The sequence below is a fragment of the Candidatus Nitrosopumilus koreensis AR1 genome (assembly GCF_000299365.1).
GTDB classification, from domain to species: domain Archaea; phylum Thermoproteota; class Nitrososphaeria; order Nitrososphaerales; family Nitrosopumilaceae; genus Nitrosopumilus; species Nitrosopumilus koreensis.
This window is the reverse complement of the sequence record NC_018655.1, coordinates 1,097,401-1,122,321: the sequence shown is the minus strand read 5'-3', so window position 1 is coordinate 1,122,321 and position 24,921 is coordinate 1,097,401. Positions and strand designations below refer to the sequence as shown.

30 protein-coding genes and 1 tRNA gene are annotated in these 24,921 nt (G+C 34.4%); 11 read left to right on the top strand and 20 right to left on the bottom strand.

Features of this window, described 5'->3' with window-relative positions; genetic code table 11:
- Nucleotides 1-89: 89 nt before the first annotated feature.
- From NKOR_RS06680 to NKOR_RS10610, 5 genes are read right to left on the bottom strand one after another with little or no spacing between them, the layout of a single operon-like run.
- Complete coding sequence (locus NKOR_RS06680; protein WP_014963601.1) at nucleotides 90-1,862, bottom strand: M3 family oligoendopeptidase; 1,773 nt, start codon at nucleotides 1,860-1,862, stop codon at nucleotides 90-92.
- A gap of 32 nt (nucleotides 1,863-1,894) precedes the next feature.
- Complete coding sequence (locus NKOR_RS06675; RefSeq protein ID WP_014963600.1) at nucleotides 1,895-2,152, bottom strand: UBP-type zinc finger domain-containing protein; 258 nt, start codon at nucleotides 2,150-2,152, stop codon at nucleotides 1,895-1,897.
- A 1-nt stretch (nucleotide 2,153) separates the two neighbouring features.
- Entirely contained in the window at nucleotides 2,154-2,693 is a 540-nt protein-coding gene (locus tag NKOR_RS06670) for an inorganic diphosphatase (protein ID WP_014963599.1), read from the bottom strand.
- A gap of 57 nt (nucleotides 2,694-2,750) precedes the next feature.
- Nucleotides 2,751-3,170, bottom strand: a complete 420-nt coding sequence (locus tag NKOR_RS06665) for a hypothetical protein (protein WP_014963598.1) — start codon at nucleotides 3,168-3,170, stop codon at nucleotides 2,751-2,753.
- Nucleotides 3,171-3,219: 49 nt separating this feature from the next.
- A complete protein-coding gene (locus NKOR_RS10610) occupies nucleotides 3,220-3,351 on the bottom strand; it encodes a hypothetical protein (RefSeq protein WP_012215556.1) in 132 nt (43 codons plus the stop codon).
- A gap of 468 nt (nucleotides 3,352-3,819) precedes the next feature.
- Here NKOR_RS10610 and NKOR_RS06660 point away from each other — a divergent pair, with 468 nt between their 5' ends.
- Complete coding sequence (locus NKOR_RS06660; protein ID WP_014963597.1) at nucleotides 3,820-6,567, top strand: fibronectin type III domain-containing protein; 2,748 nt, start codon at nucleotides 3,820-3,822, stop codon at nucleotides 6,565-6,567.
- Between the two features lie 386 nt (nucleotides 6,568-6,953).
- Nucleotides 6,954-7,088, top strand: a complete 135-nt coding sequence (locus NKOR_RS10605) for a hypothetical protein (RefSeq protein WP_255348564.1) — start codon at nucleotides 6,954-6,956, stop codon at nucleotides 7,086-7,088.
- A gap of 33 nt (nucleotides 7,089-7,121) precedes the next feature.
- Here NKOR_RS10605 and NKOR_RS06655 read toward each other — a convergent pair.
- A tRNA-Val gene (locus tag NKOR_RS06655) sits at nucleotides 7,122-7,216 on the bottom strand.
- A gap of 94 nt (nucleotides 7,217-7,310) precedes the next feature.
- On the opposite strand from NKOR_RS06655, the gene NKOR_RS06650 reads away from it, so the two are divergent.
- Nucleotides 7,311-7,559, top strand: coding sequence for a hypothetical protein (locus NKOR_RS06650; protein ID WP_014963596.1), 249 nt, complete (start codon nucleotides 7,311-7,313; stop codon nucleotides 7,557-7,559).
- A 2-nt stretch (nucleotides 7,560-7,561) separates the two neighbouring features.
- Here NKOR_RS06650 and NKOR_RS06645 read toward each other — a convergent pair whose 3' ends face one another.
- The 6 genes from NKOR_RS06645 to ileS all read right to left on the bottom strand — a co-directional run bounded on the left by NKOR_RS06645 (nucleotide 7,562) and on the right by ileS (nucleotide 14,213).
- Nucleotides 7,562-7,729 carry a 50S ribosomal protein L40e gene (locus NKOR_RS06645; protein ID WP_014963595.1) on the bottom strand — a complete coding sequence of 56 codons (168 nt, stop codon included), beginning with the start codon at nucleotides 7,727-7,729 and terminating at the stop codon, nucleotides 7,562-7,564.
- Between the two features lie 31 nt (nucleotides 7,730-7,760).
- The gene (locus tag NKOR_RS06640; RefSeq protein WP_014963594.1) at nucleotides 7,761-8,678 is read right to left on the bottom strand and encodes a succinate--CoA ligase subunit alpha; all 918 of its coding nucleotides are present in this window, start codon (nucleotides 8,676-8,678) and stop codon (nucleotides 7,761-7,763) included.
- On the bottom strand, nucleotides 8,675-9,781 hold the full coding sequence (locus NKOR_RS06635; RefSeq protein ID WP_014963593.1) for a succinate--CoA ligase subunit beta: 1,107 nt from the start codon (nucleotides 9,779-9,781) through the stop codon (nucleotides 8,675-8,677). The genes NKOR_RS06640 and NKOR_RS06635 overlap by 4 nt, the downstream gene beginning before the upstream one ends.
- A gap of 40 nt (nucleotides 9,782-9,821) precedes the next feature.
- Nucleotides 9,822-10,151: a hypothetical protein gene (locus NKOR_RS06630; RefSeq protein WP_014963592.1), complete on the bottom strand. Its 330-nt coding sequence runs from the start codon at nucleotides 10,149-10,151 to the stop codon at nucleotides 9,822-9,824.
- A gap of 108 nt (nucleotides 10,152-10,259) precedes the next feature.
- Entirely contained in the window at nucleotides 10,260-10,847 is a 588-nt protein-coding gene (gene dps / locus NKOR_RS06625; protein ID WP_014963591.1) for a DNA protection during starvation protein, read from the bottom strand.
- 168 nt (nucleotides 10,848-11,015) lie between these two features.
- On the bottom strand, nucleotides 11,016-14,213 hold the full coding sequence (gene ileS, locus NKOR_RS06620) for an isoleucine--tRNA ligase (protein WP_014963590.1): 3,198 nt from the start codon (nucleotides 14,211-14,213) through the stop codon (nucleotides 11,016-11,018).
- A gap of 86 nt (nucleotides 14,214-14,299) precedes the next feature.
- Here ileS and purD point away from each other — a divergent pair, with 86 nt between their 5' ends.
- Entirely contained in the window at nucleotides 14,300-15,562 is a 1,263-nt protein-coding gene (gene purD / locus NKOR_RS06615) for a phosphoribosylamine--glycine ligase (RefSeq protein ID WP_016939284.1), read from the top strand.
- On the opposite strand, the gene NKOR_RS06610 is transcribed toward purD, so the two are convergent.
- Both NKOR_RS06610 and NKOR_RS06605 read right to left on the bottom strand, forming a co-directional pair.
- The gene (locus NKOR_RS06610) at nucleotides 15,553-16,116 is read right to left on the bottom strand and encodes a 5-formyltetrahydrofolate cyclo-ligase (protein WP_014963588.1); all 564 of its coding nucleotides are present in this window, start codon (nucleotides 16,114-16,116) and stop codon (nucleotides 15,553-15,555) included. The genes purD and NKOR_RS06610 overlap by 10 nt on opposite strands.
- Entirely contained in the window at nucleotides 16,100-16,969 is an 870-nt protein-coding gene (locus NKOR_RS06605) for a bifunctional 5,10-methylenetetrahydrofolate dehydrogenase/5,10-methenyltetrahydrofolate cyclohydrolase (protein WP_014963587.1), read from the bottom strand. The genes NKOR_RS06610 and NKOR_RS06605 overlap by 17 nt, the downstream gene beginning before the upstream one ends.
- 101 nt (nucleotides 16,970-17,070) lie before the next feature.
- Between NKOR_RS06605 and NKOR_RS06600 the strand changes: the two genes are divergently transcribed.
- Both NKOR_RS06600 and NKOR_RS06595 read left to right on the top strand, forming a co-directional pair.
- Entirely contained in the window at nucleotides 17,071-17,346 is a 276-nt protein-coding gene (locus NKOR_RS06600) for an antibiotic biosynthesis monooxygenase family protein (protein ID WP_232202938.1), read from the top strand.
- A 1-nt stretch (nucleotide 17,347) separates the two neighbouring features.
- Nucleotides 17,348-17,668, top strand: a complete 321-nt coding sequence (locus NKOR_RS06595) for a cupin domain-containing protein (RefSeq protein WP_014963585.1) — start codon at nucleotides 17,348-17,350, stop codon at nucleotides 17,666-17,668.
- Here the strand turns inward: NKOR_RS06595 and purN are convergent.
- Entirely contained in the window at nucleotides 17,665-18,282 is a 618-nt protein-coding gene (gene purN / locus NKOR_RS06590; protein ID WP_014963584.1) for a phosphoribosylglycinamide formyltransferase, read from the bottom strand. The genes NKOR_RS06595 and purN overlap by 4 nt on opposite strands.
- 76 nt (nucleotides 18,283-18,358) lie before the next feature.
- Here purN and NKOR_RS06585 point away from each other — a divergent pair, with 76 nt between their 5' ends.
- The gene (locus tag NKOR_RS06585; RefSeq protein WP_026089976.1) at nucleotides 18,359-19,324 is read left to right on the top strand and encodes an MBL fold metallo-hydrolase; all 966 of its coding nucleotides are present in this window, start codon (nucleotides 18,359-18,361) and stop codon (nucleotides 19,322-19,324) included.
- Here the strand turns inward: NKOR_RS06585 and NKOR_RS06580 are convergent.
- The 3 genes from NKOR_RS06580 to NKOR_RS06575 all read right to left on the bottom strand — a co-directional run bounded on the left by NKOR_RS06580 (nucleotide 19,317) and on the right by NKOR_RS06575 (nucleotide 20,891).
- A complete protein-coding gene (locus NKOR_RS06580; protein WP_016939283.1) occupies nucleotides 19,317-19,553 on the bottom strand; it encodes a hypothetical protein in 237 nt (78 codons plus the stop codon). The two genes, NKOR_RS06585 and NKOR_RS06580, sit on opposite strands and share 8 nt — an antisense overlap.
- Before the next feature lie 61 nt (nucleotides 19,554-19,614).
- On the bottom strand, nucleotides 19,615-19,887 hold the full coding sequence (locus NKOR_RS10385; RefSeq protein ID WP_232212279.1) for an MOFRL family protein: 273 nt from the start codon (nucleotides 19,885-19,887) through the stop codon (nucleotides 19,615-19,617).
- An 8-nt stretch (nucleotides 19,888-19,895) separates the two neighbouring features.
- Nucleotides 19,896-20,891: a glycerate-2-kinase family protein gene (locus NKOR_RS06575; RefSeq protein ID WP_232212278.1), complete on the bottom strand. Its 996-nt coding sequence runs from the start codon at nucleotides 20,889-20,891 to the stop codon at nucleotides 19,896-19,898.
- A 52-nt stretch (nucleotides 20,892-20,943) separates the two neighbouring features.
- Between NKOR_RS06575 and NKOR_RS06570 the strand changes: the two genes are divergently transcribed.
- From NKOR_RS06570 to NKOR_RS06560, 3 genes are all read left to right on the top strand, one after another.
- Nucleotides 20,944-21,888, top strand: a complete 945-nt coding sequence (locus tag NKOR_RS06570; protein ID WP_014963581.1) for an iron-containing alcohol dehydrogenase — start codon at nucleotides 20,944-20,946, stop codon at nucleotides 21,886-21,888.
- Between the two features lie 94 nt (nucleotides 21,889-21,982).
- The gene (locus NKOR_RS06565) at nucleotides 21,983-23,089 is read left to right on the top strand and encodes an LLM class flavin-dependent oxidoreductase (RefSeq protein WP_014963580.1); all 1,107 of its coding nucleotides are present in this window, start codon (nucleotides 21,983-21,985) and stop codon (nucleotides 23,087-23,089) included.
- A gap of 58 nt (nucleotides 23,090-23,147) precedes the next feature.
- Nucleotides 23,148-23,378 (top strand): hypothetical protein, encoded by a 231-nt coding sequence (locus NKOR_RS06560; RefSeq protein WP_014963579.1) that lies wholly within the window; start codon nucleotides 23,148-23,150, stop codon nucleotides 23,376-23,378.
- Here NKOR_RS06560 and NKOR_RS06555 read toward each other — a convergent pair.
- Both NKOR_RS06555 and NKOR_RS06550 read right to left on the bottom strand, forming a co-directional pair.
- The gene (locus NKOR_RS06555; protein WP_014963578.1) at nucleotides 23,282-23,791 is read right to left on the bottom strand and encodes a hypothetical protein; all 510 of its coding nucleotides are present in this window, start codon (nucleotides 23,789-23,791) and stop codon (nucleotides 23,282-23,284) included. The two genes, NKOR_RS06560 and NKOR_RS06555, sit on opposite strands and share 97 nt — an antisense overlap.
- A gap of 206 nt (nucleotides 23,792-23,997) precedes the next feature.
- Nucleotides 23,998-24,216, bottom strand: a complete 219-nt coding sequence (locus NKOR_RS06550; protein WP_014963577.1) for a hypothetical protein — start codon at nucleotides 24,214-24,216, stop codon at nucleotides 23,998-24,000.
- Nucleotides 24,217-24,285: 69 nt separating this feature from the next.
- On the opposite strand from NKOR_RS06550, the gene NKOR_RS06545 reads away from it, so the two are divergent.
- Nucleotides 24,286-24,909: a pyridoxamine 5'-phosphate oxidase family protein gene (locus tag NKOR_RS06545; RefSeq protein WP_232202952.1), complete on the top strand. Its 624-nt coding sequence runs from the start codon at nucleotides 24,286-24,288 to the stop codon at nucleotides 24,907-24,909.
- The last annotated feature ends 12 nt before the right edge of the window (nucleotides 24,910-24,921 follow it).

Sequence of the window (24,921 nt, the reverse complement as noted above, 5' to 3'; positions counted from 1 at the left end):
GTGATGATGTCTTGACATCGAATTCAAACCGTTCGGGGAACAAAGCTGGCAGTCCTTGCGTTGGACTGTCAGCCCCATTTATTAAAAATCTAATTTAATGATGAGAGTACTTTTACTTGCTCATTGACATAGTTAAAACCTTCTTGCCAAAACTTGGGTGATCTGATGTCTAACCCGTGCTCTAAAAGAAGTTTTTCCGGTTTTTTTGAACCACCTGCAGCAAGAATATCAATATACGCTGGAACAAAATCTTGTCCTTCTTTTTTGTATCTTTGGAATAATGACAATGCAAGTAGATTTCCAAATGAATATGCATAGCAGTAAAATGGCGTGTGATAGAAATGTGGAATACAACTCCATTCTATTGCAAAATCATCTGAAATATCAACTGATTTTCCAAACTGTTGTTTCAAGTTTTGCAGATACGTTTTTGAAATTTCATCTATGGTTGTTCCATTGCCAATTTGCTTGTGGGCATCTATTTCAAAAATTGTAAAAAATGACTGTCTCAGGATTGTTGCATACAAATCGTCTATTTTTTCAGATAACATTATCTTCTTTTCATCATCCGAAATTTTATCTGAAATATTGTCATAGAGTAGTAATTCTGAAAATGTGGATGCCGTTTCAGCCAATGGCAATGGTGCATCTTGTACTAGAATTGATCTGTCTTGAGCAGCCTGACTATGAACTGCATGACCTAATTCATGTGCTAATGTAAACACGTCTCTTGATTTTCCTGTAAAATTCACCAACACATATGGGGTGATTTTAGGAGTCAATGTACTGCAAAATGCTCCGTCCCTCTTACCTTGTCTTACAGATGAATCAATGTGATTTTCATTGAAAACTTTTCTGGCAAAATCCTCTAATGTATTGCTAAATTTGCCAAGTGATTCAAAAACTAATTTCACGGATTTGTTATATGAATAATTTTTTTCTTTAATGTTTGCGGCAGCTGGTGCGTAAATATCATATCTTCTAAGTTTTTTCATTTTCAACATCTTTGCCTTTTGTACAAAAAACTTCTGAAATACAGGCGCATTTTTTTTACATACTAAGAGAAGTGATTCAATGGTTTTGTCATCTACATCATTCCCAATATTTCTCATTGAAATTGGTGTTTTGTATCCTCGAATTTCAATACCCTCATCTTTCCAATTAAGTACAATATTTTGGTAAATTTCTCCTACGACTCCCTTGTTCTCAGTGTATTTTCCAAGGATTGTTTTGTATGCTGTTTCTCGAATTTTTCCATTTACATCTCTAACATAATTTGTTAGTTCTTCTCTTGTCATCTTTTTTGTCTTGTTTCCAATTTTCATTTGATACTCAAATGCATTAGTTATCTTATCGTATAGTTTTACAAGTGCAGAAATTCCTGTAACATCTAATGTGTTTATGATTCTCTCTTCAGGTTCACTTAGTGAATATTTTGCAATCAATCTTTTATGTGCTAAATATTCTGAAAGTTCTCCTGCATCTTTGATGAGTCTTTTTGCATTTTTTTCATCAACTTGTGTTTTCCACCACAAGTCAAAAAACAAAATTTTATTTGAAATATCTGAACCTAGTTTTGACATTCTAGTCATTAATGATGTTGCCTCATCTGATTGGGTGTCTGAGGAATATGAAAGAGATGCATAACCTCCAATTTTACTCATTTTTTCTGAAATCTCTTCTACCTGATTTAATATCTCCATGAATTTTTTGGATGTCATTTTTGGATCTAGTTTTGATTTAACTTTCTCAAATTTTTTAGCCTGATTTTCCAATTCTTGAATCTGTTTTTGAAATGCTGGACTTTTTGGGTTCTTGGCTAATTCTGAAAGATCCCATGTTCCTAATTGGTACTGATGCATACACTAGCCGTAATTTTCTAACTATTAAAAAATCAATAGTATTCCTTGTGGTGGTAACACCACTTCCAAATATCTCCTGGAATTGCTTTCATTACTGGATGTCCTGTCTCTTCAAAATGTTTTGTTGCATGTTTTCCAATAGATGAATCGCAACATCCCACATGACCACATGTCAAACACATTCGTATTGCGACAACTGGCAGATGTTCTTTTTCACACTCTTCACAACTTACTGTATTGGGTGTAATTCCTTTCTTTTCTTCTACAAAATGATTGCATTCTGTTGTCATGTTAGAATTTCTTCAACGTGTTCTTGTATCTTTTTATTGATTCAACAATAATGCTTTTTGCCTCTTTTGCTGATTGCCATCCTAGGATCTCAACTTTCTTCCCTTCCAAGTCTTTGTAGACTTGAAAGAAATGTGCAATCTCAGAACGATAGTGATCTTCTATATCTGAAATATCTGTTGTATGTAAATATCTAGGATCATTCGTAGACACACAAATAATTTTGTCATCCAGATCTCCTGCATCTTTCATTTGAAGTAATCCAATTGGTCTTGCTTCAATCAAAATTCCAGGATATGTTGGGTTTGTGACAAGTACTAGTGCATCTAGTGGGTCGCCATCTTCAGAAAGTGTTTGTGGAACTAGCCCATAATCTCCTGGATAGTGAAATGGTGAAAATAACACTCTGTCAAGTTTGATCATGTTGTGTTTTTTATCGTATTCATATTTGTTCATGGAACCTTTGGGAATCTCAACTATTACATTAATAATTTCAGGAATATCTGCTCCTGATTCTATGTCATGCCAAAAGTTTTTACTCATTTTCTAGCTTGCATTTTCATAAATAGTATATGAATTCTGTGTAAAAATAAAGAAAGTTTAGACCAGTTGGTCTTGGTTAGGGATGACTCTGTATATAATGACTGTATATTCTCCGTCAAAGGCTTTTTGCACATCCCCATTTTCATCAATACTGGCTACTCTGAACTTGTATTCATAAGAGCCGTCTCCTTTGACATCTACTTGTGCAACATGTACCATCTCATCTCCCTCATCAAAGAACTGAATGATTATTGGATGTCTTTCAACATATTCTGAAGGGCTACCTGTAACAAATCCCCATGGCAGTGTATTGTCCTCAGGAACAATCATTGTAGTGACTGTCTTCTTGAGACTTATCTCCTCATTAATTGGGGTGATTGTTGTACTTTCAGAAGTATCTGCAATTATTTCTGATGGGAACATCAGAACTGCAAATGATGCAATAACTGCTAGAAAAATACTTGATTTTGTCTTCATTTGTGTGTATTCGCTGAAAGTTACTTAAAAAATTTATCACAAATTTGTACTATGGTAATTCATCTTCCAAGTCAGAACATGCTGCATGAACCCATTGCTCTTTGGAGTTTTTTAAAATCTCTTTGCCTACTTTTATTGCTTCTCCGCACTCTACACATTTTCCTGGAAATCTTGCTTTCATATTTCTTTTAAAATCTTATCTAATTTTAAGTAGTGGGATGAAACTAACCCTATTTTTCAGAGATGAAATAGTCAAAATTGAAACTTAAGACCAACAACGATTAGTTGTTTGGTGACAGTTTCTGTATTTCATTCTATGAAATTAGTATTTAGCAAATACTGAGAAATTATATGAATAATTTCTTAGTGAGCATTATAAGCAGATTTGCATTAATCTGTATCATACCGATGAAAGGAGTCATTTCATCAGTGCGTATAACCGACCATAGCACTTCCATGTCGGGTCAGTTCTTGACCCGACTAACATCATCTATCTTTGCTTGTTGCTGAGTATGATCCAAAGTAAATCCATTGTTCATAGTCGTAAATTTTAATGAAATTTTCCATTTTTAGGTTAATCCAAATTGATCAAAAGAGTGGTGAAAGTTTTATTCTAATTTATTAAAAATAATAATGATTTAACTACAAATTGAAAAAAAATCTTGTTTTGTTTGCACTGGCGGCTTTCATTGCTATTGTAATCCCCTCAGTGTATGCTGATGCCGAGTTTTCTTTCAAATTTGGCACACTTGGTTCTGGTAGTGATGAATTAGATAATCCCACAGATGTGGTGGTTAATGTCAATGGAGGAGACATCTATGTTGTAGATAACAATAACGAAAGAATTAGTGTTTTTGATGATGATGGGAATCCTGAATTTGTATATGGCTCTTTTTGTAATACTGCCCAAATTCAAAACTGTAATGCTGATGCAGATGGAGCAGATGAAGACGGTGATGGACAATTCAATGATCCTATATCAATTGCAATTGATGCTTTAGGACGATTTTTTGTAGTGGATACTGATAATGAAAGAGTACAGGTCTTTGATGATGATGGAGAATTTCAATTCAAGTTTGGTTCATCTGACAGTGGAGATGATGACTATCTTGGAAGTGCAAATGGTGTAGTGATTCAAGACTCTTCACGAGATATCTTTGTGTCTGACACTGAAAATGATTCTATTTCTGTTTTTAACTCATTAGGGAATTTTCTATTTGATTTTAATTTTTTCAACGGGAATGATGACTTTAGAAATCCAAATGGAATGGTGATTGACAACTCTGATAATATTTTATTTGTTGTAGATTCTGGAAATGATCGAATTGTGATGTTTGAAATTGTTGATGGTACAACATGTCCAAGTGGCACTGTTAAATCCGTTGATGGAATATGTTATCTCAAAGAATTTGGTTCTTCTGGAGATGATGCTGGTGAATTTGATAATCCATATGATCTTGCATTTGACTCTTCAAATAATTTGTTATATGTTGCAGATTCTGAAAACAATCGAATTCAAATTTTTGAAATTGTTGATGGTACAACATGTCCAAGTAATACTGAAGAAATCATAGATGGTGTGTGTTTTGTTGAAGAATTTGGTTCGTTGGGAACAACAGATGGTAAATTTGATACTCCTAAAGGAATTGCATTTGACTCTTCAAATAATTTGTTATATGTTGCAGACTCAAACAACAATAGAATACAAGCATTTGAATTAAATTCTGAACCTACGGTACAAACTCCTGTAAAACCCGCCAATCCTGATGCCTCTCCAATATCTCCAACTTCTATACTGCTTACATGGGATGAACCTGAACAAGCAGAATCAATTCCAAAAATTACTGGATACAAGATTGAATACAAAACAGGTTCAGATGATTATATTACAATTACTCCAAACACTGACAGTACTGTTACTTCTTTTATCCATCAAGGACTATCTGAATCTGAAACATACAGTTACCGAATCTATTCTATTAATTCAGCAGGTATTAGTGGTGCATCCTCTGTTGCCACAACAAAACCAGAACATACTACAACCCCTGTTGCATTGACTGCAACTGCTATTTCTCCTAGTCAGATTAAACTTTCTTGGATTGCTCCCTCTCAAACTTTTGGGCAAACAATCAGTGGATATGACATAAAACGTGAGGTTGTCCCAGGAGTTTATGATGTTGTTGGAAATACCAATGCACAAACTCTGACCTATGTTGTTTCAAATTTGGCAACTGACAAAACTTACACATATGCAGTCACTGCAAAAATAGGCTTTGGAGAAACAGAAGAATCAAACACGGCGTCTGCAACCCCTCGAACTGATTCTGAAGACACTTCTGAGACGCCAATAACATCTACTGCAGTAGATATGAGTGTCTCAAGCCCTCCGATAAAACTAGTTGCATCTGCAAAAACTTCTACTTCAATAAATCTCACATGGAGTGCTCCTGTTGATGATGGAAACTCTCCTATTACTGGATACAAGATTGAGGCAAAAAAAGACAATGATTCTTTTAGCACAGTTATAGATGATACAAAAAACACTTCAAAAACATATCTTCATTCTGGACTTGTAAAGGATGCAAAGTACACTTATCGAGTTTCTGCAATAAACATGGTGGGAACAAGTGAACCCTCAAATGAATCATCTGCTGTTGCAAAGATTACAGGACTAGAGATTGCACCAATTGGCAAACTAACAATTAATGAAGGACAACTGCTTTCCTTTGCAGTAAAGCTAACTGATAACACCATCAAAGATCCTGTGTTTAGCTTAAAGAATGCCCCATCCGGAGCAAAAATTATTTCAAACACAGGTATGTTTACTTGGACTCCTTCTATTTCTGATGGGGGAAAGACATACAATTTTGTCGTAGAGGTTAGAAAAAATGAATTGTTTGATTCTCAGACCATTGTTGTAACCGTAAATGACTCCACAAAAGAATCAGAGCCTACAGAAACACCTGTAAATACAGAATCTGAAGAATTGGGAATAGCTCCATTTGTTGATGAATCTAAAGACCCACAAAGTTATGTTGACAGATACAACAACGAACCAAGCTACAAAAAATGGTTTGATGAAAACTATCCTGAATACTCTTCAATATATGAGGCAGTTGGAATATCAAAACCTCCACAAATCCCTGCAGACTTTGTAGATGAAGCAAAGGACCCATACTATTATGTGGCTAGATACAATATTGATTCAGATTACAAAAAATGGTTTGATGAAAACTATCCTGAATATTCTTCAATAAAACAGGCAGTTGATTATGATGATTCCAAACCTTCTCAAAAAGAGTATGGTTTTTGTGGTTCTGGCACTAAATTAATTGACGGTGTATGTACCGTCATTAAAGTTGAAAAATCTACTTCTTGGTGGAATTTTTGGAACTAATAACTGGCACAACAATTAGTTTGGATTGCATTTGATAGAATTTTTGAGTATGCATTCAAACAAAATATCATACTCAATTTTTAGGCTTTATGGAGCTAGGGTTTGCCATAATGTAATGAAACATACATGGCACATCGGTTGTACATTGACATTTCATAGGTTGACCAATTAATTTCAACTATTTAAGATATTGATGAGTTGACTTCATCTAAGACAAAATCAAGTTTATCGTTGTTTTTCTTTCAGATCTCTATAATATCAATAAAAAATTCTGGTGGAAAAATGGGTCATACAATAAGTAAACATTGTGAAGATTGTCGTAGAATGCATTGCACTAATGGATGTGTGTGTGATTGTCATCCAACACAAGGATGGTAATGAGATTCTTGTCTGACATAATACCCGATCATATACTGGAAGAAAGATTTGAACAACTCTTTCCTGATTATGACTACTCTGTAAAATCATCTTTTCATGAGAAGGATATGAGAAAGAAAAAACGAATGAAAAGCATGTATTGATGAATTGTTTTGGACCTTACAAGATTAGAGGGATGGACCGGATGGGATTTGAACCCACGACCTTTGCGGAGAATTGATCTCTTACGCAGTGTGAGTGCGTCATCCAAACCAAACTAGACGACCGGTCCAACAAAATTACAAAACTACAAGCTTTTTTGTCTTTAGATTGTGAATATTTTGTAATTACCATTGCCTTTAGTACTGTTTTTTCGTAATTTTGTTATGTCCTTACAGGAATTTGATGCGTTAATTGACCGAATGAAATTGGCCTTTGAATATGCAGAAAATCTAGGACAATACGTTGACGCTGCAAAAATCCTTTTTCAGATGAATGAACAACTGCCTGATGATCTTCAGATTGACCTGGATGAACTGGATAATCCTGATTTGGCAAAATCCTTTGTGATGCGATATAATTCTAACATAAAATCTGCAATAGTTGATTATAGGCAAAGATTGATGAATTTCTGATTCTATTTCTTTACGCCGAGATTTCTGTTCTTTAATCTCAAGTATGGATTTCTACATTTTCTACATCTGGTAGCGTCTATGTCGTTTCTGCAACCACAATTAAAACAAATACGCATAACTAATCTTGCTTGTTGTGCAATTCGTTTCTTTTCTGGGTCTGTAATTGGCATTTGATTCTCTCCTCAATCCCTCTCTTTTATTCTAATCGGATTTTTCCATCTTTCCAGCTAATAAAACAGGTACTTCTGCAGGTCTTTTGGCGACTGGGATGTTTGCTTTGTTAAACATTGATACTTTGGATTCTGCTGAACCATACGTTCCCATTACAATTGCTCCTGCATGCCCCATTCTCTTTTCTTTTGGGGCTGCTCTTCCTGCAATATATGCAACAGTTGGTTTGTTAAATCCTGAATCCATAATTCTTTGAGCTAACATTTCTTCAGAATCTCCTCCTATTTCTCCTACGACTACCATTCCCTCCAAATCTGGAATGTCTTTTACCATGTCAAATGCATCAATTAATCTTGTTCCGTTAACTGGGTCTCCTCCAATACCTATTGTGATTGATTGTCCAAATCCTGCATTAGTTAATGCATCTGAAATCTCATAAAGTAATGTTCCACTTTTTGATAGTACTGCGATTTTTCCTGCTTTGAAAGGCATTGGTGGCATTATTCCAATTTTGATTAATTCTGGAATCATTATTCCTGGGGTGTTTGGACCAATAACTATTGCTCCTTTTTGTTTTGCAAGCTCTAATGTTTCCATTGTGTCCCTAATTGGAACATGTTCTGGAATTGCAACTAAAAGTTTGATTCCTGCGTCCAATGCATCTTTTGCAGCACTTAAGAAGAATTTTGCTGGTACAAAAACTATTGAAATTTTTGCATTTGTTGCATCTACTGCTTCTTTCATTGTATTGTAAATTGGAACTTTTCCATCAAATTTTTGACCGCCTTTTCCAGGAGTGACTCCTGCAACAACGTTTGTCCCATATGCAATCATGTTTCTTGCATGGAGTGAACCATATGCTCCAGTAATTCCTTGAACTATCACTCCTTTTTTCTCATAATCTGGATCTCCTGGATTTCCTTTTAGTAATTCAAAAATATCTGTCATTTCTTTACACCCATCACTGCTGCGTTAATTGCTTCTTCAACTGTGCCAAAAATTTTGGTTCTAGAACCTTGTAGCATTTCTGTTGCTTTTTCAGATTCTGTTCCCTTTAATCTACAAAATACTGGCAAATCAATTACATTGTCTTCATATGCCTTTAGAAATGCTTCAGCAACTACTGTTGTTTTCACAATTCCACCGTAGAGATTTACTAAAATTCCTTTTACTCTGTTTAATTTACTAATCAAAGTTAATGCTTCGTATACTGATTCAGTTGTTGCGCCACCACCAACATCTAAGAAACATGCTGGTTTTCCTCCATTGTCTGATAACATATCTAGTGTAGACATTACAAGTCCTGCACCATTTCCAACAACTGCGACATCTCCATCTAATTCTACTAATGAAAATCCACTCTTCTCAGCTTGTTCTTCAATTGCTGTTTTTTCTTGATATTTTTCTAATTCTGGGTGTCTGAAATTACTATTGTCATCTGTAACAAATTTTCCATCTAATGCCATAATTGTGTCATCTTGCATGATTGCTAGTGGATTAATTTCTACAAGTTCTGCTTCCTTTTCGATTGTGAGTTTTGATAATTTTTTCAATGTATCTATAACTCCTTCTGCATGTTTTCCTTCTAATCCCATTTCTTTTGCTACTTCTTTTGCAAGTTCGTCTGAAACTTCCCCTAATCCTATCTCTTTGATAATCTGATTTTTCACTGATTCAATTTCAACTCCTCCTTCAGCAGATGCAATAATTGTGTAACATCTTTTTGAACGATTCAAAAATATTGAAAGATAAAGCTCTTTTTTGATATCTGCCATCTTCTCAAGAAGAATTGCTCTTGCTTTTTCTCCCTTGATTGTCAAGTCCATAACTTGAGGATATTTTATCTCAAATTCATCATCATTTTGACACTTTTGGATTCCTCCTGCTTTTCCTCTACCTCCTACTGGAACCTGAATTTTGATCACAAATGGATATCCTAGCTCTTTTGCATGCTTTCTACCCTCTTCAATATTGGTAGATGAAATACTGTCTAATAGGTTGATGCCGTATTCACGGAATAATTCCTTTGCCTGGTATTCTAATAATTGCATGCAAAAATCTTGAATTTTACGGTCTTTATTAACTATGATGTTATCTTAATTGCTCATCTAGAAAATCAATCATTTCTAAAAAGCGATCTTTACTTTTTCTCAGTAACTCTTGTGGATACTCTTCAATGGTAAACACAAACTGTTGGTGAAAACTTGGGACTAGAACACCTCCTGATGTCACCATTTGTTCAATTACATATCCTTTGGTAAGTGTGCATACAATCTCTTCATAGGATTCTTCTTCTTCCTCAAGTGTCTGTCTGTACAGAACAATGGGTCGATTGGTTTTCTCTACAATCTTTGAGCCTTTTTCAAGCAAATCTGATAAGTGTTGAATTTGCCATGCATCAAGACTGATTTGTTTTACCATGATATAATTACGTGATTTTTCTATTTAACCGTGGTAAAACAACTCCTCTTCACACTTTGTCGTCAATAAAACCAATATTTTGAGAATAAAGAAAAGAGTGATTTGGCATTATGCCATATCTAGTGCTCTAGAGTGTTTTCTGGTGTGTGGTCTTTCTCCAGAATATTTTCTTCTCATGTGTCCTGATGGTCTTCCGTAAATTAACTCTAAGAACCAAGACTCATGTTCGATCTCTTCAGCTAGAATATCTTTTGCAATATCGTATGTTGCAGGATCTTTGCCTAGTGTCATTTTGCAAATTTTATCCCAGTTTACAATTGCTCCTTGTTCTGCTTTGAGACATTTTTCTAGAATTGCTTTGTGATCTGTTGGATTTGCTGGAAGTTGTAAAAACTCACAACCAGAAATTTTGATAAATTCTGTTGCATCATTTGGAAGTGAACCTCCTAGCTGGTATATTCTCTCAATGCATGACTCAAAATGGCTAAGATCTTCTAGCCTTGCATCTTCGATAATTCCTTTTAGTCCCTCTCCTTCCAAGCCTGTACAATGTGCTCTGAGATTGGTAAAATAGTAGTATGCAGTAAATTCCACTGCTGCATTTTTTATCAGTTCTTTTACCAATTCATCCACATCAAGACCGTTTTGTTTTAGAACATTAATTCCAACAACATTTGGTGCCTTTGATTCGGACATTTCCTTACGTCAGTATGATTGTAATAAAAATATTACATTAAATCACTCAGAAGAGATTGAGAAAACACTGGTAGGGGATCTGAACCCAATCTCTTCTGCGATGTGATTTATTTCCCATTTTGATTAATAAAAAGTGAGTTTGCACTGCACTCGTATTTTTTTTAAAAACTATTCTACTGAAATCCTAATTTTCTGACCATCAATATCGTCGTCTTTGTATTCTTTACATGATTCTGTAAAGTTTACTTGTTTTACTCTGACCAAAAACGCCAGATCATCTGATTTTTCTTTTATCATCCCAAGTGATTCTTCATCTAGATCAAGAATTGACGCAACCCCTAAAACATCAGTTGGATTGTATCCTCTTTCTTTTCTTAGAGTTTGAAGTCTTCTTGCAACATCTTTGATTAATCCTCTTGCCATCATCTCTTTGTTTCTTAAAGTAGAAATAAACACTACATAATCATCTCTCTTTGATACTGCAAAGTTTTCTGATGTATCAAAATCTACAACAAAATCTTCACTTTCCAGTGAAATAGTTTCTCCATCTATGTCAAAATTAAATTTTGAATCTTTTTGTAATGATGATATTATTTCTTCAGGATCTGTTTCAGAAAACTTTGTTACAAGTTTTCCCATGTGTTGTTTCGCTTTGGGACCGATTCTTTTTCTTTCTAATTCGATAATTGGTTTTACAGGTAATCCTAATTCCTTTAGTTCTAAAATTTGTTCCAATCCTAATTCTTTTTCTGTTTCAACTATGCTGAATTTTTCTACGTTTAATTGAGATTGCAATAACTCTGATAATGATTCTAGCTTGGCTTTTTGACCCTTCTTAACACAAATTCTTGCTTCATTTAATGGCCATCTTCGTTTCAGTTTACCTTTCATTCTTGCAGCTGATGAAACAGACACTACGTCTTTCATAATGTCAAATGATTCTTCAATTTCTTCGTTGACAAGTGATTCTTGGGCTTCTGGCCATTTGTCAAGTAGTATGCTTTGTTTTCCATCAAAAACCGTTTGATACAAGTATTCACTCGTAAATGGACAAAATGGGTGAATCAAAATATCTAATATTTTTAGAACTTTTTCCAGTACTGCATAAATTGCAAGCCTTCTGTCTTTTTTCTCCTCATCTTCATCCCATAATTCCCCCCGTGTGATTGGAATGTAGATTTGACTGAGATTGTTTATGATGAAATCATCAATTGCTTTTGCACTCTCATGGAATCTACATGAATTATTTTTATCTGTGATTTTGAGAATCAATTTTTGAAGTTTTGATAATAACCAAATATCTGGTGATGTTAGCAAGTCGTTTTGTTTTGCCCATTCTACAGTGTTTGATTTTTCAAAATTATCGTACTGACTATTTTGTTTAAAGTACAAATGCAAATTGAACAGTGTGTTAATTACTTGATATGGTCTTGACATTAACTCATCTGTGCTGAAACTTAGCGGTTCAATTGGGCTTGCTTTCCACATGAAATAAAATCGGATTAAATCTGCAGGGTACTTCTGCAAAAGTTCCATTCCTTCCAAAACATTTCCTTTACTTTTACTCATCTTTCCTCCTTTCTCATCAAGCACGTGTCCTTGGAACAAAAATGACTTGTATGGTGGGGTAGGTCCGTTGTTTAAGATTACATTTTCAATAAGTAGAGTGTATGCCCATCCTCTGGTCTGATCAATCCCCTCAGTAAAAAACGGAGCTGGAATTTCTTTGGAATATTCTTCATCAGTTAACGATGAATATGGCGCAGAGCCGCTGTTGTGCCAAGTATCTAAGACATACTCTTCTCTTTTTGTTTTTGTACTTCCACACTTTTTGCATTTTATTGTAATGTTGTCAATCCATGGTCTGTGTAGTTCAAAGTCTGGACCATCAGGAAGATTATCTGCAGATTCTACAATCTCTTTTCTTGTAAAAAACCAATTTCTTTCATTACATTCTTCACATGTCCATACTGGTAATGGACACCCCCAAATTCTCTCTCTTGAAATACACCAAGGATGTCTTTCTTTGATGATTCCCAAAAATCTGTTTTTAGGTTGCTCAAAAAAATATTCCACGCTTTCAGCTGCATCAATTGCCTTGTTATCTAATCTGTCTAATTTGTAAAACCACCCCTTTCTGGCAAGCCATACAATTGGATGGTGTGATCTCCAACACAGTGGATATTTGTGCTTAATTTTCCCAATTTTTACTAGGGCATCACAATCCTTTAGATCTTCTACAATTAGTCTGTCTGCATCTCTGACAAACATTCCTTGATATTTTCCTGCTTGTGATGTGAACTTTACTTCATCATCAATGGGGCTGAAAATTTTGACTTTTCTTTTATTGGCAATTTTGATGTCTTCTTCACCGTTTGCAGGAGAGAGGTGCACAAGACCGCTTCCAGTACTTGCATCTACAAATGATTCTGATACTGCCACATGGAAATTATCTTCTTTTGAGCATTCATTTAATTCAGGAATTGAATCTAATAATGGATGAATGTATTTTTTACCTTCAAATTCTGAACCTTTGGCTGTTTTCTCAATTTTATAATTTTCAATTTTCACTTCTGCCATGAATTCTTCTAATCTTGTTTTTCCAACCACCCATGTTTCATTTTCTGCTTTGACATACACGTAATCTTCTTCTGGTTGCAATCCCACCATTGCATCAGTAACTAGTGTAAATGGCATTGTAGTCCATACAATCAAAAACGCGTCTTCATCAACCAGTTTTACTTTATAGTATAATGACGGATCCTTCACTTCTTCATATCCTTGATTGACCTCTGCATGACTAAGTGACGTTTGACAACTTGGACAATATGCAATTACTGTAAAGTCTTCTTCTAAGATTCCATTTTCATGTGCTTTCTTTAGTATTTGCCATTCCCTTTCAATGAATTCATCTCGAAAAGTCCAATATGCCTTTTCATGATTAAATGACATTCCAAGTAATTTATCAACTTCCACCCATGTCTTGTTATATTTTTGGACAACTTTCTTACATTCTGACACAATTCGTTCTATGCCAAATTGCTTTATTGCCTCTGTTTTTCCACCTGTTACTCCTAACTCTTTTTCCACCTGTAATTCTACAGGAAGTCCTTGAGTGTCCCATCCTCCGTTAAATTCTATTTTCTTTCCTTGTAGTGTATTGTATCTGTACCACAAATCTTTGATGACTCTTCCTCTGAGATGTCCTGCATGTGGAATTCCATTCATTGTTGGAGGGCCTTCAATGAATCTAATTTTTTCAGGTTTGTCTGATGCAAAAATCTGCTTTTCTAAATCAATTGATTCTGTATATTCTCTAATCTGTGATTCAATTGCTTTTGCATCAAACTTTGTGGATAATTCCATCTGGCTTTTGGTAGATCTGTGGCATTATAAAGCTAAATTGGTTTTGTGAGACTTGGATTATATAATTGAGCAAAAAATAATTTGTGTTGGTCAATGTACTGGTGATTGGTTCTGGAGGAAGAGAACACGCATTATCTTGGAAATTGTCTCAGAGCTCAAATGTTGATACTGTGTTTACTGCTCCTGGAAACGGTGGGACAAAAAACAATGTGTCTATTCCAGTTGATGATCTAGATGGCCTTGCAGATTTTGCTGAAAAAAATAATTGTTTTACCGTAGTTGGGCCTGAAGCCCCTTTGGCTATGGGGATTGTTGATAAATTCAATGAAAAAAATCTCAAAATTTTTGGTCCATCAAAAGATGCTGCCCAACTTGAATCAAGTAAAATTTGGGCAAAAAACTTCATGAAAAGAAATGACATTCCAACTGCTAGATTTGAAATCTTTGATGATGCTCAAAAAGCCCAAGAATATGTAAAATCCCTTGACTATAATGTCGTAGTCAAAGCAGATGGCCTGGCTGCAGGCAAGGGTGTTATTGTTTGTAATAGTTCTGATGAGGCAATTTCTGCAATCCAGACAATTCTAATCAAAAAAACATTTGGAGATGCTGGAAATCGAATCATAATAGAAGAACGAATTGATGGCATTGAGGCATCATACATTGCACTATCAGATGGAAATGTTGCCATTCCTATGGCTTCCAGTCAAGATCATAAGAGAATTTTTGATGATGATAAAGGTCCTAACACTGGAGGGATGGGAGCATACTCTCCTACACCAATAATAGATGAAAATCTTGCAAAAAGAATACAAGAAAAAATTATTGACAAAACCATTCAATCTATGAAAAAGGAGGGTATAGTTTTCAAAGGATTTCTTTACGCAGGAATTATGTTAAAAGATGGAGAACCATATGTTTTAGAATATAATGTGCGAATGGGTGATCCTGAATGTCAACCAATTACAATGAGGATGGATTTTGATTTGTATGATTATTTTGTTGCAAGTGCAAATGGTGAGTTATCTTCATTACCACCTATATCTTGGAAAAATCAATACGCAGTATGTGTTGTTTTAGCTTCTGAAGGCTATCCTGAATCTTATCCAAAAAATGAAGAGATTGTAGGATTTGACTTAATTCCTGATAATGCATATGTCTTTCATGCTGGAACAAAAGAAGATGATGGAAAAATTCTTTCAAATGGGGGTAGAGTTTTGGGGGTTACTGCTTTAGGTGACTCTTTAGAATCTGCAATTACAAATGCATACCTTGCATGTGATAAAATATCTTGGCCACACAAATTTTGCAGAAAAGATATTGGCAAAAAAGGACTAGATTATCTTTGAGTTTTTAAAACTCTGTCTTCAGTTACAATCCAATCAATTAACATGTCATGTTCTGATTTTGGAATATTTTTTACAATTTGTTTTTCCAAAGTCAAAGAAATTGTGGTGGTTTTGTGTTTTGCTAGAAATCTGTCATAAAACCCATGTCCGTATCCTAATCTGACTCCCTTTGGGGTTATTCCTACTGTTGGTACTAAAACTACATCCAGATTATTCTCTGTCTCGCATACTATTTTTGGCTCCATTATGTCAAAATTACCCTTTTCCAGGCTCGAAAAATCAGTAATTTTCTTGAAATCTATATTGTTTTCTGACACTCTTGGGAGATACACCTCTTTTCCTTTGCTAAGTAATTCTTGGATGATGTCTTGAGTAAAGATCTCACTTCCAATTGGATAATACACACCAATTTTTTGTGCATCACTAAATGCCTTGATTTTTTTTAATTTCTTGTTGATTTTTTCACTTGCAATCTTCATCAAATCAAATGATGTGTTGTCTCTTTTTTCTAAAAGAATACTACGAATTGATTTTTTTTCAGGATTGTCGTCCAATTTGACTACTCAATGATGCTGCAGTTATTGTGTTTTTTAAAAGCATTGCAACTGTCATCGGACCAACTCCACCTGGTACCGGTGTTGCAAAAGATGCCTTTTGAATAATATCTTCAAAGTCTGCATCTCCAACTAATTTTTCTTGAAATCTTGATATTGCAACGTCAATAACAACTGCCCCTTCTTTTATCATGTCTGATGTTAATGTGAATTTGTTTCGGTCTCCTACTGCTGTAATGATTATGTCTGCTGATTTGCACAACTCTGTCAAGTTTCTAGTTCTGGAATGACATGTAATGACTGTTGCATTTTTGTCTAATAGCAAATGATATAGTGGTTTTCCTACAAGATTACTTCTGTTAATTAATACAATATTTTTTCCTTCCAAATCTATTCCATGATAATCAAACATCTCCATTACTCCTGATGGTGTGCATGCAACAAGAGCAGCTTTTTTCATTGCTAACAATCCTGCATTGTGTGGGGTCAATCCGTCAACATCCTTTAATGGGGAAATTCTTGATGTTGTGATAAATTCATCTAATTGTTCTGGTAGTGGTAATTGAACAAGAATACCATGTACTGAATTATCATTATTCAAATTTTCAATAATCTCATTAAGTTGAACTTGGGTTGTATTTGCATCAAGTTTATGATCTTTTGTAGCAATTCCTACCTCCTCACACGCCTTGTGTTTGTTTCTAACATAGGTGGCAGAAGCTGGATTGTTGCCTACAAGAACCGTTGCTAGGCATGGGTTGATTCCTTGAGTCTTTAATTCCTCTACTGCTTTTTTCACCCTGTCTTTGACTGACTGTGCAATTATCTTGCCATCAATTTTGGTCCCTGTCATAGTATGTTTTTGAATTGTAGATATTTAATTCTTGGATTCCACTATTGGAATCTTAGAAAAGAAATTTAACGCCATTTTTTTCTAGTGATGATATGTTTGTAATGATAGCAGACGTTCAACTCAAAGATGGCGCTGAAGATGACTTCAAAAATTGGTTTTCAGAATCAAATAAAGTTCTAGCAAACTTTCCTGGATTCATATCTAGAAAATTCCTAAAATCAACTGATGGGAGTTATAGAATTGTTGTAGAGCATGAAAGCAAGGAGACATTTATCAAAATGCATAACAGTCCCGAACATGAAAAACTTCACCCACAAGGACATTCTTACATGAGTGAGCCCCCTCAAAGAAAAACATACACAGTAGCTGCTGAATAAATTGAAACTAGAATTTGATTTAAACCAATATCTAGAAAAAACTAAAAACGGCAGTGATTATTTTTATACTTTTATTAATCGAGAAAGTTTAGCTGTTGGTGTTTTAACACTACAACCTGGAGAAGAAGATACTCAAACCCCTCATGAAAGTGATGAAGTTTATTATGTAATATCTGGCAATGGATTTTTACGAATTAAAGATAATGATTACAAGGTTTCAAAAGACAAACTATTTTTTGTTGCAAAAGACATCGAACATTATTTTCATGGTAACACAAAAGAACTAAAGGTATTGTATTTTTTTGGTGGCCCTGATTCTTAACCGATCTTTGTTTTACGACCATGTACTTTGATCTTTTTTCTTGCAAATAGATTCACTGCCTCAGGGTAAATTTTGTGTTCTTCTTTTAGAATTCTTTTTGATAGTGAATGCTCAGTATCATTTTCTTTTACTCTGACAACTGACTGAATTATTACTGGGCCTGTATCCATTCCTGAATCTACAAAATGTACTGTACATCCTGAAAATTTTGCACCATAATCTAATGCCTGTTTTTGTGCATCTAGTCCTGGAAATGAAGGCAAAAGTGCAGGATGAATGTTAATTATTCTATTTTTGTATTTTTTTACAAATTCTGGACTAATTATTCTCATAAAACCTGCTAGACACACTAGCCCATTTCTTGGTGAAACTCCATATTTTGTCAAGACCTCCATGATTTTTTCATCATATTCTGCTCTGTTTCCCTTGAACCCTTTACTTTCAACAACTTCTGTATTGATTCCAAGTTTTTGTGCAATTTTTAGACCCTTTGCATCTGGTTTATTTGAAATTACTATTGCTGGGTTAATTGGTATCTTTTTTTTCTTAATTGCCTTTAGGATAGATTCCATGTTGCTTCCACGACCTGAGATTAAAATTCCAAGATTTAGCAACTAGTCAATAGTAGATCAAACCTGCAATTTATATCAAATCTTATTTTCTTCATTTTCATTGCCTAGAAAAGTCAAGATGACAAAAAATGGAATCCTGTGTGAGGTAAATGATAGACGTGTTTGTTTAGATCCAAAAAACGCTGATGCCACAGGAATAAATTTTGTATCTCATGCTCATGCCGATCATGTTCCTTCAAAAAATGGCGGAACAATTCTGGCTTCTATCGAAACAAGTGAAATTGCTAATTTGCGCGGATTTAAAATGAAAAACCATGTTGAATATCTTGATGATTTTTCATTAATTGATAGTGGGCATATCCTTGGAGCAAAGGGACTTCTTTTTGATGACATATTTTACACCGGAGATATCTGTACACGTACTAGGGGATTTCTTCAAGGTGCAAAAGTTCCAAAATGCAAAACACTAATCACTGAATGTACATTTGGTCTACCCGAATTTGTATTTCCTAAAATGGATGAAATACAAAAACAAGTAAATGAATTAATTTCAGAACTATATGGTAAAGGTATCCCTGTTATTTTGATGGGATATCAACTTGGCAAGGCGCAAACTATCACTCAACTCTTTGGACATTGGGGACCTCTTTATTTTCATGATTCTGTAAAAGAGATGAACACTCTGCATCAAAAATTTGGTGTGTCTCTAAAAGATGGAGTTGGGCATTCTGAGGCTCAAAAAAATGGATTGTTGGATAAAAAACCGTGGATAATGGTTGCACCTATGATGTCAAGTAAAAGTAAATTCATTCAAGATATGAAATTAAAATATGGTGCAGTAACGATTGGTTTTAGTGGCTGGGCCCAATCAACAAAGTTTTCTTTTGGCAGACGAACAGACTACTCAATTCCTATGAGTGATCATTGTGATTTTGATGAACTTGTAAATATGGTAATCCAATCCGGTGCTGAACAAGTCTACACAATACATGGCTTTGTTGAAGAATTTGCAGAACATCTAAAGAAAAAACTTGGAATTAGCGCTCAACCATTACTGGAAAATTCTTTAGATGATTTTACTTGATAAATTCATGACAGTCACAATCGCCAACTAGACAGGTTTCAGAATTTCTAATATGATCGTGGGAAAAATGTTTACATTTTTCATTCTTACAAATTCTTCTTTGAGCTTCTTTTTGAACCACTGATTGTGCAATCTCATTTGCTTTTTCCTTAGTGTATCCTTTTTTGTCCATATAGAAATGAACCACTCTGTTATACAATACATCTGGGTTGAATTGTTTTTCAAGCAAGGGTTTTCTGGTTATAATGCGTCATTATAATATTAAAAGATCATTTGTCCCAATCTGTGATTTATCTCAAAATCGTACCTATGTCCATGAGATTTGTATGTGTAAAATCTGTGATGATGCTCCCCTTTTGTTTTTGGAAGAACCTACCTGAATCGCTATTTTTTAGAAATTCTTTCATGATGTTTAGGTCTACTTTGACATTCTCAGTAATTGCTCCTGCAAATACTGAATTCCCGTCGATCCCATCAGTTCCCATTGATGCTATAACTATTTTTTTGAATTTTTGAGTGTTCTTCAAAAGTCTTAGAACTAATTCTTGATTTCTTCCACCCATTCCTTTTCCTAAAACTTTGACAGTTGTTTCTCCTCCAAAAAGCAGACATGTTTTTTGCTCTTCAGAAATATTCTCAAGAATTTTTTTACTGCCTCTTTAATATCTCCGAAAACTTGTATTGTTTTGACTTTGTACCCTTTCTTTTTTGCTTGTATTTCCATTGCTTTGAGGCAATCTCCATTATTTGCTATTACTTGGTTTTCAATTTTGTATTTTTTTGGAGTTTCTAATTTTTCATTTTCTAATCCTTTTTCTAAAACCTGTAAAACCTCAATTGGGGTTTTTCTTTTTAACTTGTATTTTTCTAAAATTTCTAACGCATCTGAAAATGTTGTGTTGTCCATGTATGTTGTACCTGATGCAATAGACGAAAGATCGTCACCTTCAACATCTGACATTATCAAACTCACTCCTTGGCATTTCATGTTTTCAACTAGTCTTCCACCTTTGATTTTTGAGAGATGTTTTCTAACACAATTAAATTCTTGAATGGTTGCTCCTGATTTTAGTAGTAATTTTGTAACAAAGATTTTGTCATCTAATGTTATATCATTTGGCATGGCCAAAAGTGATGACCCTCCTCCTGAAACTAGAAAAATTATTAGTTCATCACTTTTTTTGTTTTGTACAAATTTCATTACTTCTTTTGCTGCTTTTACACTGGTTTGATCAGGTTCTGGATGCCTAGAATTGAATATTTGGAATTTTTTACTCTTAATTACTGACTTTGAGCCTTTGGGAATTACTATGATTCCACTTTTAATTGGAATTATGGTATTAAGCGCTCTTGTCATTGAATCTCCCGCTTTTCCAAATGCAACAGAGTAAATGTTAGAATATTTTGTAATGTCGATGGTTTTACCATTAATCTTGATTTTTTCAGGTGTTACATACTTTGAGATAATGTTTTCAGGATTTGCTGCATTGAGTCCTGATTCTAAAATCTCTAAACACTCTCTTTTCTTGTCATTTGTTGCCAACTCTTCAAAATTTTGAATGCTCATGTACTTTCTCAATAATGCAAGATATAATAATAATCAATGATGCTGTTGATCTATGCAAACAGTACGCATTCCAAAAGTTATCAACTTTGGAGAAAATGCACTTGGTGAAACAGAATATCCTAAAAATGCACTAATTGTCACAACAGTTCCTCCAGAACTATCTGACAAATGGATTGCAAGAATGGGAATTCAGGATTATATGCTGTATGACCAAGTAAAACCTGAACCATCAATTGATGATGTCAATGCTGTTATTTCACAATTCAAAGACAAAAACCCCTCTGTCTTAATTGGATTGGGTGGTGGAAGTTCAATGGATGTAGTAAAATATGCTGCACCTGAGATGAAAAAAGAAAAGATCTTAATTCCAACAACCTTCGGAACCGGAGCAGAAATGACAACTTATTGTGTTCTCAAATTTGATGGCAAAAAGAAATTGTTACGTGAAGACAGATTCTTAGCTGACATGGCAGTAGTCGATTCATATTTCATGGATGGAACTCCTGAACAAGTCATCAAAAACTCTGTCTGTGATGCATGTGCTCAAGCTACTGAAGGCTATGATAGCAAACTTGGTAATGACTTGACTAGAACTCTATGTAAACAAGCATTTGAGATTCTTTATGATGCAATTATGAATGACAAACCAGAAAACTATCCTTATGGTTCAATGTTGTCTGGTATGGGATTTGGTAATTGTTCTACAACCCTTGGACATGCTTTGTCCTATGTATTCTCAAATGAGGGTGTGCCACATGGTTATTCCCTTTCATCATGTACCACAGTTGCTCACAAACATAACAAATCTATCTTCTATGACAGATTCAAAGAGGCAATGGATAAACTAGGATTTGATAAATTAGAACTCAAAGCCGATGTTTCTGAAGCTGCTGATGTCGTAATGACTGATAAAGGACATTTGGATCCAAATCCAATTCCAATATCAAAAGACGATGTTATAAAATGTCTTGAAGATATCAAAGCAGGCAATTTGTAAAAAATTCATAAATTTTTTACCTTTTTTCTATTTTCTTGAATAGTTGCGAAATTGGCAGCTTGATTAAACTTTTTATTCTAATGATTCAACGTAAATGTACTTGACTCAAAATAAACTCAAATTTGGTATTCAAAACGGCCTAAATGTTGCAAGAGCCGGATATACTGAAGATCAAATCTTAACTGCATGTATGCTTGCCGATAAAACTGGTTATGATTCTATTTTCTATATGGACCACACCAATGTTCCTCAATGGAAAAATGCTATTGTATTAGATCCTTGGGTCATGCTTTCAGCCATTGCTGCAGTTACAAACAATGTTGAACTTGGAACTTGTGTAACTGATGCTATTAGAAGACACCCATCAAACATTGCACTTGCTGCAATTACTCTTGATAGGGTCTCAAAGGGCAGAGCAATTCTTGGAATTGGTGCTGGTGAGGCTCAAAACCTAAAAGAATTTTGCATTCCATTTGAAAAACCAGTTTCAAAATGGGAAGAACAAATTGAAACTATTCATACTTTATACAAATCCACTCCTGATGACACTGTAAACTATGATGGAAAATACTACAAACTTGAAGGTGCATGTCTGCAAGCACCTCCAATTAGAAAACCCCGTCCTCCAACTTACATGGCAGCAGGCGGTACCCGTACACTTGCATTAACAGGAAAACTCGGAGATGGTTGGTTGCCAATCGGTTACACTCCAGAACTCTTTGAAGACCATGCAAAACAAATTCAAAAATCTATGGATGAAAACAATAGAACTCAAGAAGAAAAAGACAACTTCCAATATGCACTTGATATTGATGTCTACTTTTCTGAAGACGCAGAAGAATCCTGGGCAAGAATGAAAGAGGCAGTCAAGGTCAGTTTGTTTAAACCAGAAATTCTTCGTGTTCACGGTCTAAAAGAAATTGAAGGTTTTGACTTTAGAAAATACTTTACAGAATATTCAATGTCTAATCAAGATTGGATTGTAAAGATGAGAGAAGCTGCAACCAAAATACCTGAACCTGTTGCACGTTCTTCAACGGCAGTTGGAACTCCTGATGATATCATTCCAACATTTGAAAGATTCATGGATGCAGGTGTTAATCACTTTGTAATTAGATTCTGGGGTAAGAATTACTTTGGCTCTATTGATAAATTTGCCAGTCATGTAATGCCTGCTCTAAGAGAAAAAGCCAAACAATAAGGCGTTTTATTCTATAACATACAGAAAGTCATTTACTTTACTACATTTTACAATATGCATGGATGACGACCTTCCTGAATCTGTAAAAAAATGTCTTGACATTTTAGAAGAAAATGTCGAAATTTTGGCCAATCTTGAATTGGAATTAGAAGATGAAAAAGAAGATGTTTTGACTCCTGAAATGGAATTACATCAACTATATGATATGACTGAAGATGTTGCTGAATCTGCAAAACTAAAACGAGCTGAATCTAATTTTGCAAGAAGACAAGCAGAAGATTTTTTATGATTTGTGAGGTCTTTTGTTTTTGTTTTTGTAAATGATTTTGCCCTACGTTTATTCTTCTGTTTTTCTAATCTTTTTCTGGTACGTTCTGTTGCTTTTGTTGCGCCTGCAATAATCTTTGTTTTACTTCCATCTCTTAGCATTATTTCCTTTCCTTTGAATCTAAACTCTACATCTCTGCACTTGATGTAGTATTTTCTAAGACAGAAAAATATCCTGTTGTTTGTTCCATGCATCTCTTTGATCTCTTTTGATTTTTTTAAGTCATTGATGATATTTCGTAACAAACCTTTGTCAATATCTGTGATTCTGTGTAATTCTCTAAACCAGATGAATTTTGATTCTGCTCCCCATTCTTCAAGAACTTTTAATGCTTGATTGGTAGCTTCTTCTCGTTCCTCATCAAACTCAACCATAACTATTGTCTATTTTCTCTTAAATTAAGTGATTTTATTTAATAAAAAAATTAAATGAATAAAGTCAAGTTTTAGGACGTTTGTATTTTTTTGATATTTTTTACAATTTGTTCGTATGAATAATTATGAAATTGAATGCAATGAACTGTCTTGTAAAATTTTAGAAATTAAGGCATTGGCAAAAGAACTTGATGAGGAAGATTAGGTTATTTTTTTGTCCGTCTTTCTCTTATTCTTGATTTTGTAACCTTTGTAGACTGTTTTTGATTATTTTCCATTTGTTTTGCAATATTGTCTATCTGTCTGATGATTTTTTCTTGTTCTTGTGGGGAATCTGTTTTTAGTAATTTCTTTTTTAATTTTTTTAAATTGTTTGTGTAATTTGCAAAATCACTTTTTAATTCATCAAGGTATGGGTCACGCATAGTTTTTGGTGTACTTTGTTACATTTAGTTTATTAGATCAATTTTCAAATCACAACTGATTTGAAACTAGTGGGCCGTCTTGAGATAAAGTCTTATGAAAAAATAAAGGAATTTCTTTCTGAAGAACATGTTGGTCGTATAGCAAGCATTGATGAGAACGGCTATCCTCAAATAATTCCTATGAATTTTGCATTTGTTAATGACTCAATTTACATGCATTCGTATACTAGAGGAGAAAAATTAGATAATATTTCACGAAATCAAAAAGTCGGATTCGAAGTAGATAGGGAACTGGAATTTTTACCGTCATATTTTTCACACCCTACTGATGCGTCTCAAGCTGATACTTTGTACATTAGTGTAGTAATCAAGGGAAAAGCAGTTTTTGTTGAAGATGATGATGAAAAGGCTCTTGGACTCAATGGATTAATGGAAAAATATCAGCCTGAAGGCAATTACATTCCAATAAAGAACAATGATTTAGTTTTAGATGAGGTAGCAGTAATCAAAATAATTCCAGAGTCAATTAAAGGAAAATACAAAATTGGACAACATTTAAGGTCTGATTCTAGATTGATTTTGGCCAAAAAAATCCTAGAAAGAAACTCTCCTTCATCTAAACAAACTCTAAAGATAATGGGTTTTGAAGAAACACCCGATGGTCTAAAAATGGTCGATGAACCTGTTTGGTAGTTTTTGATATCA